The sequence below is a fragment of the Paenibacillus sp. FSL R5-0636 genome (genome assembly GCF_037974255.1).
GTDB lineage: Bacteria > Bacillota > Bacilli > Paenibacillales > Paenibacillaceae > Paenibacillus_AQ > Paenibacillus_AQ odorifer.
The window spans coordinates 2,388,133-2,401,215 of record NZ_CP150232.1; the positions used below are offsets into that span (position 1 = coordinate 2,388,133).

The following is a 13,083-nucleotide window of genomic DNA, read 5'->3' on the forward strand; positions in this document are numbered from 1 at the left end:
AAGAAGTATCAGGCTTCGCACAATTTTAAGGAGGAACAACAGAATGTCTAAAATTCAAAAAATCGCAGTATTGACTAGTGGTGGAGATTCACAGGGAATGAACGCCGCTGTTCGTGCGGTTGTAAGAAGCGCACTTTATTTCGGTATTGAGGTATTTGGGGTGCAACGTGGTTATCAAGGTCTGCTGAATCGCGATATCTTCCCAATGGATCTTCGCAGTGTAGGAGATATTATTCAACGTGGCGGTACTGTTCTGCAGTCTGCAAGATGTCTGGAGTTCACGAAACCGGAGGGACAGCAAAAAGGCGCGGATATCCTTAATGAACTGGGTATCGATGGTCTAGTAGTTATCGGTGGAGATGGTTCCTATAAAGGAGCTAACAAATTAAGTAAACTCGGTATCAAGACTATGGCTTTGCCAGGTACGATTGATAACGATATCTCCTTCACAGACTACACTATCGGGTTTGATACAGCGGTTGGCGTTGTTGTAGACGCTATTAACAAGTTGCGTGACACTATGTCCTCCCATGAACGTTCTTCGATTGTAGAGGTTATGGGACGCCACTGTGGCGATATCGCGCTGCATGCTGGACTGGCTTCCGGAGCAGAAACAATTCTTGTGCCGGAAATGCCGTATGATTTGAATGAAGTTGCTGACCGGATGCGCGATAATTTTATCAGAGGTAAACGTCACAGTATCGTAATTGTTGCCGAAGGCGTTGGCAAAGGTGAAGATGTGGCTCAAGCTCTGAAAGACCGTCATGCTTCTCTGGATGCACGTGTTACTGTACTCGGACATATCCAACGTGGTGGAACACCAACTCCTGGAGACCGGAATTTGGCTAGCCGTCTTGGCGATTTTGCCGTACGTAAGCTAATCGAAGGTGAATCCGACAAGGCTTGTGGTATCATCAAAGGTGAATTAACCCTTACGGATATTGATCTCGTTGTAAATACGAAAAAGGGCTTTGACCTGGAGCTGTACGAGCTGGCTTCCCGTCTTTCCCAATAATTAGCGACCCTATATATAAAAAGGAACAGCTGCGAGATTCGCACTGTTCCTTTTTTGTGTAATATGGATCGTTAACTCTGTGGTTGTTCCTGTGTGTATTGTGCGGCATAACGCCGTTGAACTTTGATAAGCCGAGACAATAGCAGGGTCGCACCGATGGCAAGACCGGTGATAAGACCAATCCAGTAGCCGAATGCTCCTAGATCTGTGTAAGTTGCAAGTACATAACCTGTAGGTAAGCCAATTACCCAATAGGCAATAAAACAAATGATAAAGGCTGGGTTAACATCCTTATATCCGCGAAGCGTACCTTGAGTAGGTGTAGCAATCGCATCTGAGATTTGAAAAAAGATTGCATAGATCAGGAAATGCTGAATTAACGAGATGACATCGGGTTCATCTGAATATAGACCAGCTACATGATTTCCGGCAAACAAGAGTAATAAAGCTGTGGCCAGTGAAAGGATTGCCGCCAGTCCGATACCCATTATGGCATATTGGCGTGCATCCTTTTGTCTGCCAGACCCGGTCTCGAAGCCGACGAGGATGGTAAGGCTGATGCAAATACTGAGCGGAATCATATAAAGTGTTGTTGCAAAATTGATTGCTGCCTGATGCGCGGCAATTGTTACGGTATCAAATCGGCTCATTAACAAGGTTACAGCGGAAAAGACAGCTGTTTCGAAAAAAATTGAGAAACCGATGGGTACTCCGATTTTGAGCAAATCTTTAATGCTGTTTAACGATATAAAATAGAACTTACGGAATAATCTGAGATTTACAAAGGCCTGAGAACGATATATGAACAGTAGAGCAACGGCAAATATAACCCAATAGGTAATAGCTGAAGCGACCCCAGCACCAACGCCCCCGAGACGAGGGAATCCGAAGTTCCCGAAGATGAGCAAATAGTTCAAACCTACATTTACAGGCAAAGCTATTAGTGTAATACACATGGATACGCGTGTTTGCCCTAAAGCGTCTATACAGCTACGAAGTACCGTATATCCAAACAGGGGGATAATTCCGAACGAAATAGCACTGAGAAAGCGGAAAGCAACATCTCTTACACCAGACTCCAAGTTCATAAAATTAAGAATAGGTGACAAGGCAAAGCTGCCAATCAGCAAGACGATGATCGAAACAATCAGTGACAGCCAAATACCTTGTGTGACTTGAAAGGCAACATCCTTATCCTTTTTGCTCCCGATGAGCTGTGAAACAATAGGTGTGATCCCCATAAGAATACCGCTGAGACCGGTTTGGATTGGAATCCAAAGACTAGTTCCTATCGCAACTCCTGCCAGATCGACGGTTCCGAATTTACCGGACATATTAGTATCAAAGAAGGTGATCGCGGATAAAGCAATTTGTGTAACAAGGATTGGGAATAAAATATGAAAAAATTGTCCTGCCTTTTGTTTTAAAGAGGTGGTCTGTATCATAATTCTGTGCCTCATTCTTTATGATTTTTCAAGGAATAGGTTAAATAGTTCAATAAGTTTCCGTTAAAAGACCCGGCAGACGCCGGGTCTTTAGCATACATATATCAGATCAGCTATAAATAATAAGGGCTGTATTCATTGTTTTTCGTAATCAACATCGGCAGTATAGCGATTGTTGGCGTTCCAGAGAAGGAACTCATCCACGTTCTCATCTTTTAAAGCGCGGATTTGATCTTCCACCTGTTTTTTACCATATTTCACATAATGACCACTTCCGAGCCAGCTTGCTGTAAAGTCTTGAATCCAAGGTCGAATAACGGGTTTATAGCTGCCCAGTGGATCAAGCTTCTTATGTGTATCAACCATGGAACCTTTGATTGTAGCGTAAGGATCTAAGTCGGGCTCTTTCACGCCAAACCATCCCGTTGAATAGTGGCTTGGATAAACCATTGGACTGATAACATCCACATTCTTGGATATTTTAACAAAGTCCTGGCCGATACCCTCAGCAGGGGCAGATGCGGCATATCCAAAAATATCTACGGACACACGGACACCAAGTGGAGCTAGCTCTGCTTTGGCATATTTAACAAAATTAGATACGATTTCTACGCGTGAGTCAGTGGTTTTAGTGTATTTAAGGGTATCAGCACGTTTTTCGAATCCTTCCGGAAAACGAACATAGTCGAACTGAATTTCTTTGAAGCCGAGCTTAACAGCTTCCTTGGCGATATCCACATTGTATTTCCACACATCTTCATTATAAGGATTAACAAAGCTGTCGCCGCCCTTATTCTTCCATACAGTGCCGTCAGTATTAACAAAAGACATCTGCGGGTTCTTTTTGGCAAGAATGGAGTCTTTAAAAACAACAATCCGGGCGATAGGATAGACATCATGTTTCTTCAAACGTTCCATTAACTTATTGATATCTCCAATAAAAGGCTGAGGGTTACCGAGCTTCTGGAGGTCGGTATTATCGGTCTTATACGTGATATAACCCGCATCGTCCTTAATGTCTATTACCATTGAGTTAAGTTCGGTTTGGTCAAGCAATGTAAGCAGCTTTTCCATTCGTTCCCCACCAGCACTGTAGGCGGTAACATAAATGCCTTTTACTTTGGGTGCGTCTGGTTGTGGATCGGTGTGTAACATACTTTCTGAGTTTGTTGCTTCAGGTGAAGCGCTTGGAGCTGGAGTTGCTACATTCGAATTGTTGTTTTGTTGTGCAATGATGGGGGGATTTATGGCGGACTTCAAAGCGATCGCCACTTCAGCGTCATGTTGGTTCTGTTGTACGCCTACGCTTCCCAAGGCCATCATCAGTAGAGCCCAGGTGATGTTCATTCGTTTTTCTCTCCCTTTATGTACTTTCCCCTAAATTATATAGGAACGGTTGCTCCCAAAAAGAACAGTGTTGTAACAATATTAGCTCAGATTGGGAATAAAAAACCGCCTTTGTTGTTTATAAACGAGATGTATGGATTCGAAACGGTATGAAAAAAGTAAATGCCGCCTTAAATCGGCAACAGGGCCGAACCCAAGGCGGCAACTATCAAGACTTCTCTTGCGGCTTGCTCATTGAAGATACGCAGAATTCTGATGTTCACAGATGCTGTAATGGATAATATCCATGGCATCTGCAGGTTCCAGAATACTTAGCCCGTCTCGCAGAACGATTACTGAATTTAATTCGTCCTGTTTGAGAAACGGCATCATATCAGGATACCACCTCATGACGATTGCTGACAGTTTTACCGTTTCCATTTCCACAAAAATCACCCTTTCCTTTTTCGATAGTTCTGAATAGATTCAGTGTTCATCGGAAAACGAAGTGCTTTGGAAAAAAGAGGGGTAAATCTCAATCTTTATGAAATTGTTAGGGTTCTGCGTGTGTATAATATATCATAATTCTGAGGTTGGTGCATTTTCCAATACTAGGAATTTTTATTTCCTCATTTTGTCTTTCCGGAAGGAACCCATAACACCAACTGTTTCAACAATATTTACAAAAGCTTGAGGATCTGTCGTGCGGATGATACGTTGCAGCTCTGCAAGTTCGTAGCGGGTTGTTACCGTCATTAGCATGTCCTTTTCAACGTGAGAATAAGCACCTTCTGTTTTAATCTTTGTGACACCTCGTTGAAGGCCTATTAGATGTTGCAGTAATTCATCTGTACGGTTTGTTACAATATATACAGTCACCTTTAAGTGGCTGATATGAATCATATCCAACACTTTACCTGTTACATATATAGATACCATTGATGAAAGTGCTAAATTCCAGTTCTGGTCAAGATAAGCGGCCGCCAGGATAACAAGTCCATTTAAACTTACTACTACATTGCCGACCGGGAAATCTCGGTATTTAGTGATAATTGAACCCAAGATGTCAAAACCTCCGGAAGAACCTCCTGCACGGAAGGAGATACCACAGCCAATCCCAACGAGAACTCCGCCAAACACAGAGGACAGCAGCATATCTGTAGCCACCAGATGCTCGGGAATCACTGTTAAGAACCAGGTTGTAAACACAACGGACAACATGCTCATAATAATAAATCTCCGGCCTAACTGGAACCAGCCTGCAGCCAGCAGAGGAATATTAAAGAGCAAGTATAGGAGGCTTATGTTTAATGGAGTGAAATAACCCACTAACATGGAAAGCCCAGATACACCACCACTTAGTAAACGGTGTGGAATTAAAAATAGATTAAATCCACTGGCGATCAGTGCTGCCCCTAAAAAAACAACCAAACAATTCAAAATCTGTCTTAACAAGTAAATCCACCCTTATATATATATTTAAAAAAATAAAACATGAAAGCAATGAAAAGAAAGGAACCCACTGGTATTCTCACATGTGTTTGTGATATAATGTATAGGATATTCTTGAGTAGAACGTTACAATGGTATTTTTGCATTGCATCGGATGTAAAGCTACAGTTGCTCAGGTACAACAAGGTACCTGATGATTAGGGAGGCTTTTCGTCCCAAAAGCGCTATATCATGCAGAAAATAGAGCATGATTGGACAGCCTATAAATGTGTTTACCGCTACTTAAGAATACAGACAAGCATGTGGAATGTCCACTGTATAGAAGGAGCATGAATAATTTGAAAACATTCGCAGAATTTGGCTTGGAGCCAAAAGTGCTACAAGCAATCACAGAGTTAGGATTTGAGGAGGCAACACCGATACAGGAACAGTCGATCCCATTAGCATTGACTGGGTCGGATCTGATCGGTCAAGCTCAGACTGGTACAGGTAAGACTGCTGCTTTTGGTATCCCCCTCATTTCGAAGATTAACCGTGAAGACGAAAAAATCTTGGCCCTTATTATGGCACCAACACGTGAGTTGGCCATCCAAGTGTCAGAAGAAATTGGCAAACTAAGCCGTTTCAAAGGTCTTCGCTCGTTGGCGATTTATGGCGGACAGGATATTGGACGTCAAATCCGTGGATTGAAAAAGAAACCACAAATCATTATTGGTACACCTGGTCGTTTGCTCGATCACATCAACCGTAAAACGATCCGTTTGGATGATGTTCAAACCGTTGTATTGGATGAAGCAGATGAAATGCTGGATATGGGCTTTATGGAAGATATTCAGACTATCCTGAAGCTCGTTCCTGTAGAACGTCAAACCATGTTGTTCTCTGCTACAATGCCACCAAACATTCAACGCCTAGCTCAACAATTTCTTAACAACCCGCAACATGTCTCCGTTATTCCGAAACAAATCAGTGCCCCACTGATTGATCAAGCTTATGTGGAAGTGCCTGAGCGTCAAAAGTTTGAAGCTCTTAGTCGTTTGATTGATATGGAATCACCTGAATTAGCTATCGTATTCGGACGTACTAAGCGCCGGGTTGATGAGCTTGCTGAAGCTTTGCAAAAACGCGGATATTCTGCTGATGGATTGCATGGTGATTTGTCACAGAACCAACGTGATGCTGTAATGCGTAAATTCCGTGATGGCAGCATTGACGTGCTGGTAGCTACTGACGTAGCGGCACGTGGTCTGGACGTATCCGGCGTAACTCACGTAATTAACTTTGACTTGCCACAAGATCCTGAAAGCTATGTACACCGTATTGGTCGTACAGGACGCGCAGGTAAAGAAGGTACGGCTTGGTCATTCGTTACTCCACGCGAAATTGATCACCTGCATTTGATCGAACGTGTTACTCGTCACCGGATTACTCGTAAACCTTTGCCAACAATGGCTGAAGCTATTGAAGGTAAACAACGCGTTACTGCTGAGCGTTTGCTTGAAGTGGTAGAAAGTGGAGAGTTGAACGAGTACAAAGGAATTTCTATTCAATTGCTTGAGCAATATGATTCCGTACAATTGTTGTCCGCAGCTATGAAGCTTCTCACTGGCGACAAGAAGGATTCCGCAATTGAATTGACTCCTGAAGATCCAATTCGTGCTAAACGTCGTGGTGGCAAAAACGATATCCGCAGTGGCCGTAAACCTAATGGTGGTTATGGCGGAAACCGTGGTACTTCCGGTGGCAGCGGTAGCGGTGGCGGATACCGTGGTAACCGTGATAATAACGGTGGCGGTAGTCGTGGTGGCTATAGCAGCGGTGGCAGCAACTACGGTAGCGGCAGTGGCGGCTATGGCGGTGGCTATAAAGGCAACCGTGATGGCGCACCAGCTCGTGACGGTGGTGCAAACCGCAGCGCAGAGCGTAAACCATACACTCGTCCAAGCAGCACGAGCACTCGTCCTGCAAAACGTGAAGATTTCGATAATTAATACTTCGTCAAGATACCAAAGAAGACGAGATGCCGCATTGCGGTTCTCGTCTTCTTTTTGCTGAAATATAAGGATGTTTGGTGAATTGTTATGTCCTTAGTAGGGCGCGAATTTGTTTTGTGTGATATTAGTATCCGAATGTACGAGTGATGATAACGAGCAAGATAAACAATACGAGGATCGTGCCTGTAGAAGTCCAACCGCCGAAGCCAACAGGTGTAGACATGAGATAACCTCCTTTAGAATGTGGGGATTTTGGTATTTCTTATGGTTACAATCCTAATATATGGACTATAAAGGCTTTACGTATAGACGATAGTCTATAATTCAGAAAGTTGGGCTATGGAAATGAGGAGGTCAAATGAGGTATAGTTAAGATATGTAGTATGTAAGAGACAGAGGAGGAAGGGAATTGGAGTTTAAAGGAGCAATGGGCGGCTTATACCGCGTGACAGAATGGATTTCACGTATCGCAGGCAGTAATATCTTATGGGCACTATGTTCCGCCCCGTTTTTGTTTTTTGGTGTTTTAAAGATGATTATGTTAGGGACAGGCGCAGGTGGAGCGAACGAGCAAATTACATTGAACTGGGCAATGGGGATTTTAGCGCCCTTTACGGTGTTTCCAGCTTCAGCCGCTTTATTTACCGTAGTGCGTAAATGGGTAATGGGGAATACGGATGTAGGAACTTTTCGTACATTTTTTCAGGGGTATAAAGAGAACTATGTAAAAAGTATGCTCGGAGGAGTTATCTATACATTGATGTTCGTTGTTATGTACGTTGATGTAACAGTTTACATGACACAAATGCCTAACTTCAGAATTGTTGGTATTTTGATGTTGGTGCTGATGATACTTTTGTCGGTATCCATGTTTAACTTCTTTTCCATTGTGGTTCATTACCAAATGGGCTTCAAGCAAGTGATGACCAATTCTATATTGCTGACTATAGCACGCCCAATTCGTGTGTTCTCTACATTGATTGCAGCCGCAGTTCTTGTTTATATCGGTCTTAGATATCCGGCTCTTTATTTCATTTGTATTCCAACGTTGATTGCAATGGCGGCCTTCTTTAACTTCTACGCTACTTATAATAAGCTACAGCTGCAAGTAGAAAAGAAGAAGCTGAAAGAGCAGGAAGAAGCAGAAGCAGCAGCATTGAACAATCGGAATGAATATGACGACGATGACGACGATGATGATGACTACGAGGATGAAATTGATGAAAAGGACACCAAACGCATTTAACAAAAAACTGGATTAGCGTTGGATATTTCCAGGTAATTAATTCCTGTGTAAAAATAAAGCGCATACAGGTTTACTTTTTCGTTAAAACGCAATATAATAATAACAAATCCTGCGATGTACGTTACGGTTACTCGTTGTTTTGAACCAATGATAATGTCTTGGGAGATCTACACGAAGCGCAGCTGAACCGCCCTGTCTATATGACTTGGGGAATTCAAAAACGTTTTCTGCGATCACCCACCTGCTCTAGCAGGTTCAGAAGACACTGTAGCCGGACGGCATAAGCGGGTTTTCTCTTGTTTAAGCCAAGGCGCCCTGTTTCCCGTGAATAATGGGAGCGGGCGCTTTTTTGTATGTCTGGAATAAAGGGAAAGTGAGTTATACCCTTTTGTTCCTGAGACAAGAGTGTTACACTTAGAATAATGAACTTGGGATTTGTAGAGGGGGAAGAATTTTGTCGTTAAAAAGAACCTTGGTTGGCTTATTCCGCAGTCATGATGGAACAAGCGACCGCGCCAAAGATCCGACATTAAAAACGCGTTATTACAATCTAACTAAAGACAAAGCATGGGAAGAAGTTTCATCGACTTTAAAGAAAGTTCCTGGATTTAAGGTGCTTCACGAAGTGGAGTCTGTAGGTGAGATTACTCTTGAGAAGAGAACGGCATTTGGCCGTACGCTGGACATTACGGTATCGGTGCTTAATACGACGCCTGTTCGTTGTGGTGTAGATATGTATTCTGCATCTAGAGGTTCACTTGGTGATCTCGGGGCGAATTACCGTGTGATTCAACGCTTGTATGCATCTTTGGACAAAAAATTAGGAAAATACAAAGCAGACTGATTTTTAGAGGCCCGTCAAACCCTTCTTGCTTAGGGATAGTATGAATGCGTTTACGTAAACGGTGAGCTGCTCAGTGTGTTATCGATAAATCTTTCTATTACAAAAAAAGCGGGAGAAGGATGGACCTTCTGCCGCTTTTTTAACAGAGATTATTAAGTATTGTTGTAATAACCGCTACTGATTGGAGAATTAGAGCAGCTTCTTCACAGCAGCAATAGCATCTTCATAGTTAGGGTGCTCGGTCATTTCACTCAAATATTCAACATATACGATCTTGTCGTTCTTATCCAGAACAAAAATGGAGCGCATATCTAAGCGGAATTCTTTAATCAGCACACCATAGGCTTGTCCGAATGAGGTTGCTTTGTGATCGGATAGAGTAATAACTCGATCGATGCCGGCAGCACCGCACCAGCGAGCTTGGGCAAACGGCAGGTCCGTGCTTACAGTGAGAATTACCACATCGTCACCAAGCTCTGCGGCTTCACTGTTGAACCGGCGGGTCTGTGCGTCACATACCCCGGTATCTAGAGAAGGGACAACACTGATCAGCTTGATTTTACCGGCATAATCACTTAGAGACACGTCTTCCAGGAGATTCTTGCTCAGAACAAAATCGGGTGCAGGATCACCAGTTGTTAGCTTAGGTCCTACGAGAGTGATGGGGTTGCCTTTAAAAGTAGCTACGCCTGTTTTTTCTTGCGTCATATCCTTGTTTTCCTCCTCGAATTATAATATTGGATTCTTACTGCCACAATAAATTATAATCTTAATAGCAGGAAGATGTCCAACCGGACAAGATATATATGTAAAGGGATGGGTGTTATGATATTTATTCGGTACGAAAATTGGAAAAGTTATGTCCGGTATTATCCGGTAACCTGTCTGCTCATATTGGCCAATGTGATCATGTTTATCCTGATGGCAGTTAACGGAGGATCAACAAATATTCAAACGCTTGTTGATTTTGGTGCTATAGTTGATGTGAGTCCGTACAAAGAGGAACTGTGGCGCTATCTGGCCGCTATTTTTTTACATAATGGGTTTTCCCATCTGTTCTTTAATTGCTTCGCTCTCCTGGTGTTTGCACCGCCTCTGGAGCGATTGCTGGGCTGGTGGCGTTATGCGCTGCTCTATCTGGTGGGCGGATTTCTGGCAAATGTGCTTACAATTGCGATTAGTGCTCGCTCAGTAGTAGAGTTTGGTACGGTCTCGGTTGGTGCTTCTGGAGCAATCTACGCCATTTATGGTGCATTTTTATACATTGCAGTTATTCAACGGGCCATGATGGATGAGGGCTCGCGTAAAACTTTATATGGATTGTTAATAATCGGGATCATTATGTCGTTTGCTACACCAAATGTGAATTGGGTTGCGCATCTCGGAGGTTTGGTTTCTGGCTTTTTCGTATATGGGCTAATTATTCGTATATTCAAAAAAAGCCTAAGACAGGGGCGATGATGGAGTGGAGCTAAGACAGCTGCAATATTTTTTAAAGGTAGCTCAAAAAGAACACGTAACAAGAGCGGCAGAAGAGCTTCATGTAGCGCAGTCTGCGGTAAGCCGTCAGATTCATCAGCTGGAGCAAGAGCTTGGGGTTGATCTATTCATGCAAAAAGGGCGCAATCTGCAGCTTACGCCTGTTGGACAGCTCTTTTGCAAGAAGGTTGAGAGTATCCTTAAAGAGTTGGAGCATTCGGTAAATGAGGTGCATGAATTTCTGGATCCTGAGCGTGGAGAGATTCGGATCGGATTCCCGCATAGTCTTGGCACACATCTCATCCCGACTATCGTTGCAGATTTTCGTAAATATTATCCTCATGTCAAATTTCGTTTTAAACAAGGATCTTACCCTTCTTTGATAAAAGACGTATTGTCTGGAGAAGTGGATTTAACTTTCATTTCGCCTTTTCCGGAGAATGATGAGCATGTCTCGGGGGATATTGTAATGACTGAAGAGTTGTTTGCGATTCTTCCGCAGAATCACAGGTTGGCAGGAGAGTCTGAGATCCGGTTGGAACAGCTGCAAAAAGAGAAGTTTGTTCTATTCAGCCAAGGCTATTCGTTAAGACCTATCGTTTGGCAAGCTTGCTTGCAGGCGGGATTTCAACCGCAGATTGCATTTGAAGGCGGAGAGACCGATACCATTCGTGGTTTGGTGGCCGCAGGGATGGGTGTAAGCCTGCTTCCGGAGATGGCGTTCTATCAGACGAATCCTCTTCAACCAGCTCAGGTGAGGGTTGTGGAGCCTGCGGTGACGAGAACGGTTGGCTTGATCTACCGTACAGATAGTAAATTGCCGCTGGTGGCACGTTCCTTTCGGACTTTTTTAATCTCCTACTTTAAAGCTAGACAAAATAATACCCCGGTCGGCTCTTAGCCTTCCGGGGTTTTTGTTGTTTAGAGGTATGCGATATTAGTCGCGGTTGCCTAAAAAGACGGTGATTAAGCGAAGCAGTTCAAGCAAGGATACTAGAGCAGCGGCAACGTAAGTTAATGCAGCGGCGTTGAGAACCTTTGCTACTCCGCGTTCTTCTTCGTTACGGATGAAACCTTGTTCTACCATGACCTGACGAGCCCGGTTACTGGCGTTGAATTCTACAGGCAGGGTTACGAGCTGGAATGCAACAGCAGCTGAGAAGAAAATGATACCCAAGCCTATAAGATTAAAGTAACCGAAGATGAAACCTGCCATCAGCATGAAAGGCGCGACACCTGATGCGAAATTAACTACCGGGAACATCCGGTGACGAAGTGTCAACATAGGGTAACTTACTTTATGCTGAATCGCGTGGCCTACTTCGTGACAAGCGACAGAGATTGCAGAGATGGAGCTTTCATAATACACAGGCTCTGATAAGCGTACAACCCTGTGGATGGGGTCATAATGGTCTGAAAGTGTGCCTCTTACAGGTTCAATCGGAACATCGTGTAAGCCATTGGCGTCGAGCATACGTCTAGCTGCTTCATATCCAGTCAGGCCGTTCGAATTAGCTACCTTCGACCATTTGCTGAAGGTTCCTTTAACTCTAAACTGTGCCCACAATGAGAAAAGAAAGGCAATAATTACTAACAGGTACATAAACATAGGTGCATTCCTCCACTGTATTGTAAATATGGTATTTACATTGGCGGTCCTTGCGTAAGCAATAGCCGGATCGCTTCCATGCAGGCTAATCCCTGAGGGAGCAGATTTGAAAGTACGCGACTGGCCTGTCCTGGCTTCAAACCACTTATAAGAGGTTCAAGGGCTTTTACTTCCCGTTCTAGCCGCTGCATTTGCTGCTCTAACTCGACTAATTTATCAGAGACGTCGGTTTCTGGTGTTGCCTCATTCCATTTGCCTAGCATAGATTTGATTTCTTCCAATGAATACTTGTCATGCTTTAATTGAGTAATACGTTCTAAAGCAGCCAAGGTTTCATGGCTGTATAGCCGATAATTTTTGGTGCTTCTAGATTCCGGGGAGATTAATCCCAGTTTCGTGTAATAATCAATAGTTCGTTCACTAATGTGAGCAGCCTTAGCTAATTCTCCAATTCGATACAAAATCATATCCCCATTTAATCTCGCCTCACTAATTGAATACGACTGCCGATAAGTGGCGGTCATCTTCTAAATTGATGGTTTCTTATGCTATCTGTAATGATAACAAACTGGAAACCATACAGTCAAACGTCATACTTTCATAAAGTATATGCAGTAAAGAAGGTAATTCATGAACGGTGATCTGTAGTTTCTATACAATACACTCAAACTCA

At 43.4% G+C, this 13,083-nt stretch carries 14 protein-coding genes and 1 other RNA gene; 7 read left to right on the forward strand and 8 right to left on the reverse strand.

The window, feature by feature from the left end:
* Window positions 1-43 precede the first annotated feature (43 nt).
* Window positions 44-1,015 (forward strand): 6-phosphofructokinase, encoded by a 972-nt coding sequence (gene pfkA / locus MKX34_RS10480; protein WP_036689277.1) that lies wholly within the window; start codon window positions 44-46, stop codon window positions 1,013-1,015.
* Window positions 1,016-1,086: 71 nt separating this feature from the next.
* Here the strand turns inward: pfkA and MKX34_RS10485 are convergent, their stop codons facing one another.
* The 4 genes from MKX34_RS10485 to MKX34_RS10500 all read right to left on the reverse strand — a co-directional run bounded on the left by MKX34_RS10485 (window position 1,087) and on the right by MKX34_RS10500 (window position 5,241).
* Window positions 1,087-2,460 (reverse strand): MATE family efflux transporter, encoded by a 1,374-nt coding sequence (locus MKX34_RS10485; RefSeq protein WP_076296404.1) that lies wholly within the window; start codon window positions 2,458-2,460, stop codon window positions 1,087-1,089.
* Window positions 2,461-2,595: 135 nt separating this feature from the next.
* Complete coding sequence (locus MKX34_RS10490) at window positions 2,596-3,807, reverse strand: putative glycoside hydrolase (protein ID WP_038569821.1); 1,212 nt, start codon at window positions 3,805-3,807, stop codon at window positions 2,596-2,598.
* Between the two features lie 231 nt (window positions 3,808-4,038).
* Window positions 4,039-4,227 (reverse strand): hypothetical protein, encoded by a 189-nt coding sequence (locus MKX34_RS10495; protein WP_036689649.1) that lies wholly within the window; start codon window positions 4,225-4,227, stop codon window positions 4,039-4,041.
* 180 nt (window positions 4,228-4,407) lie between these two features.
* Complete coding sequence (locus tag MKX34_RS10500; RefSeq protein ID WP_036689285.1) at window positions 4,408-5,241, reverse strand: YitT family protein; 834 nt, start codon at window positions 5,239-5,241, stop codon at window positions 4,408-4,410.
* A gap of 335 nt (window positions 5,242-5,576) precedes the next feature.
* Between MKX34_RS10500 and MKX34_RS10505 the strand changes: the two genes are divergently transcribed.
* Window positions 5,577-7,229 carry a DEAD/DEAH box helicase gene (locus tag MKX34_RS10505; protein WP_036689288.1) on the forward strand — a complete coding sequence of 551 codons (1,653 nt, stop codon included), beginning with the start codon at window positions 5,577-5,579 and terminating at the stop codon, window positions 7,227-7,229.
* 127 nt (window positions 7,230-7,356) lie between these two features.
* Here MKX34_RS10505 and MKX34_RS10510 read toward each other — a convergent pair whose 3' ends face one another.
* Window positions 7,357-7,455 carry a hypothetical protein gene (locus tag MKX34_RS10510; RefSeq protein WP_036689290.1) on the reverse strand — a complete coding sequence of 33 codons (99 nt, stop codon included), beginning with the start codon at window positions 7,453-7,455 and terminating at the stop codon, window positions 7,357-7,359.
* 186 nt (window positions 7,456-7,641) lie between these two features.
* Between MKX34_RS10510 and MKX34_RS10515 the strand changes: the two genes are divergently transcribed.
* The 3 genes from MKX34_RS10515 to MKX34_RS10525 all read left to right on the forward strand — a co-directional run bounded on the left by MKX34_RS10515 (window position 7,642) and on the right by MKX34_RS10525 (window position 9,322).
* Complete coding sequence (locus MKX34_RS10515) at window positions 7,642-8,478, forward strand: DUF624 domain-containing protein (protein WP_036689293.1); 837 nt, start codon at window positions 7,642-7,644, stop codon at window positions 8,476-8,478.
* A 103-nt stretch (window positions 8,479-8,581) separates the two neighbouring features.
* Window positions 8,582-8,773, forward strand: a non-coding RNA gene (gene ssrS / locus MKX34_RS10520) — 6S RNA.
* A gap of 159 nt (window positions 8,774-8,932) precedes the next feature.
* Window positions 8,933-9,322, forward strand: a complete 390-nt coding sequence (locus MKX34_RS10525; protein WP_036689295.1) for a DUF1499 domain-containing protein — start codon at window positions 8,933-8,935, stop codon at window positions 9,320-9,322.
* A 189-nt stretch (window positions 9,323-9,511) separates the two neighbouring features.
* Here MKX34_RS10525 and tpx read toward each other — a convergent pair whose 3' ends face one another.
* Window positions 9,512-10,030, reverse strand: coding sequence for a thiol peroxidase (gene tpx / locus MKX34_RS10530; protein WP_038569826.1), 519 nt, complete (start codon window positions 10,028-10,030; stop codon window positions 9,512-9,514).
* A gap of 117 nt (window positions 10,031-10,147) precedes the next feature.
* Between tpx and MKX34_RS10535 the strand changes: the two genes are divergently transcribed.
* Window positions 10,148-10,783 carry a rhomboid family intramembrane serine protease gene (locus tag MKX34_RS10535; protein WP_076223329.1) on the forward strand — a complete coding sequence of 212 codons (636 nt, stop codon included), beginning with the start codon at window positions 10,148-10,150 and terminating at the stop codon, window positions 10,781-10,783.
* 4 nt (window positions 10,784-10,787) lie between these two features.
* Window positions 10,788-11,702, forward strand: coding sequence for a LysR family transcriptional regulator (locus MKX34_RS10540; RefSeq protein ID WP_036689300.1), 915 nt, complete (start codon window positions 10,788-10,790; stop codon window positions 11,700-11,702).
* 36 nt (window positions 11,703-11,738) lie between these two features.
* Here MKX34_RS10540 and MKX34_RS10545 read toward each other — a convergent pair whose 3' ends face one another.
* Together MKX34_RS10545 and MKX34_RS10550 are read right to left on the reverse strand one after the other, a co-directional pair.
* A complete protein-coding gene (locus tag MKX34_RS10545) occupies window positions 11,739-12,410 on the reverse strand; it encodes a zinc metallopeptidase (protein WP_036689302.1) in 672 nt (223 codons plus the stop codon).
* Between the two features lie 35 nt (window positions 12,411-12,445).
* Window positions 12,446-12,877, reverse strand: a complete 432-nt coding sequence (locus MKX34_RS10550) for a MerR family transcriptional regulator (RefSeq protein ID WP_036689305.1) — start codon at window positions 12,875-12,877, stop codon at window positions 12,446-12,448.
* Between the last annotated feature and the right edge of the window lie 206 nt (window positions 12,878-13,083).

Coding starts and splice junctions, on each gene's coding strand:
- MKX34_RS10545 (WP_036689302.1), bottom strand. CDS start 12,410: ATGTTTATGTACCTGTTAGTAATTATTGCCTTTCTTTTCTCATTGTGG.
- tpx (WP_038569826.1), bottom strand. CDS start 10,030: ATGACGCAAGAAAAAACAGGCGTAGCTACTTTTAAAGGCAACCCCATC.
- MKX34_RS10495 (WP_036689649.1), bottom strand. CDS start 4,227: ATGGAAACGGTAAAACTGTCAGCAATCGTCATGAGGTGGTATCCTGAT.
- MKX34_RS10550 (WP_036689305.1), bottom strand. CDS start 12,877: ATGATTTTGTATCGAATTGGAGAATTAGCTAAGGCTGCTCACATTAGT.
- MKX34_RS10535 (WP_076223329.1), top strand. CDS start 10,148: ATGATATTTATTCGGTACGAAAATTGGAAAAGTTATGTCCGGTATTAT.
- MKX34_RS10490 (WP_038569821.1), bottom strand. CDS start 3,807: ATGAACATCACCTGGGCTCTACTGATGATGGCCTTGGGAAGCGTAGGC.
- MKX34_RS10510 (WP_036689290.1), bottom strand. CDS start 7,455: ATGTCTACACCTGTTGGCTTCGGCGGTTGGACTTCTACAGGCACGATC.
- pfkA (WP_036689277.1), top strand. CDS start 44: ATGTCTAAAATTCAAAAAATCGCAGTATTGACTAGTGGTGGAGATTCA.
- MKX34_RS10485 (WP_076296404.1), bottom strand. CDS start 2,460: ATGATACAGACCACCTCTTTAAAACAAAAGGCAGGACAATTTTTTCAT.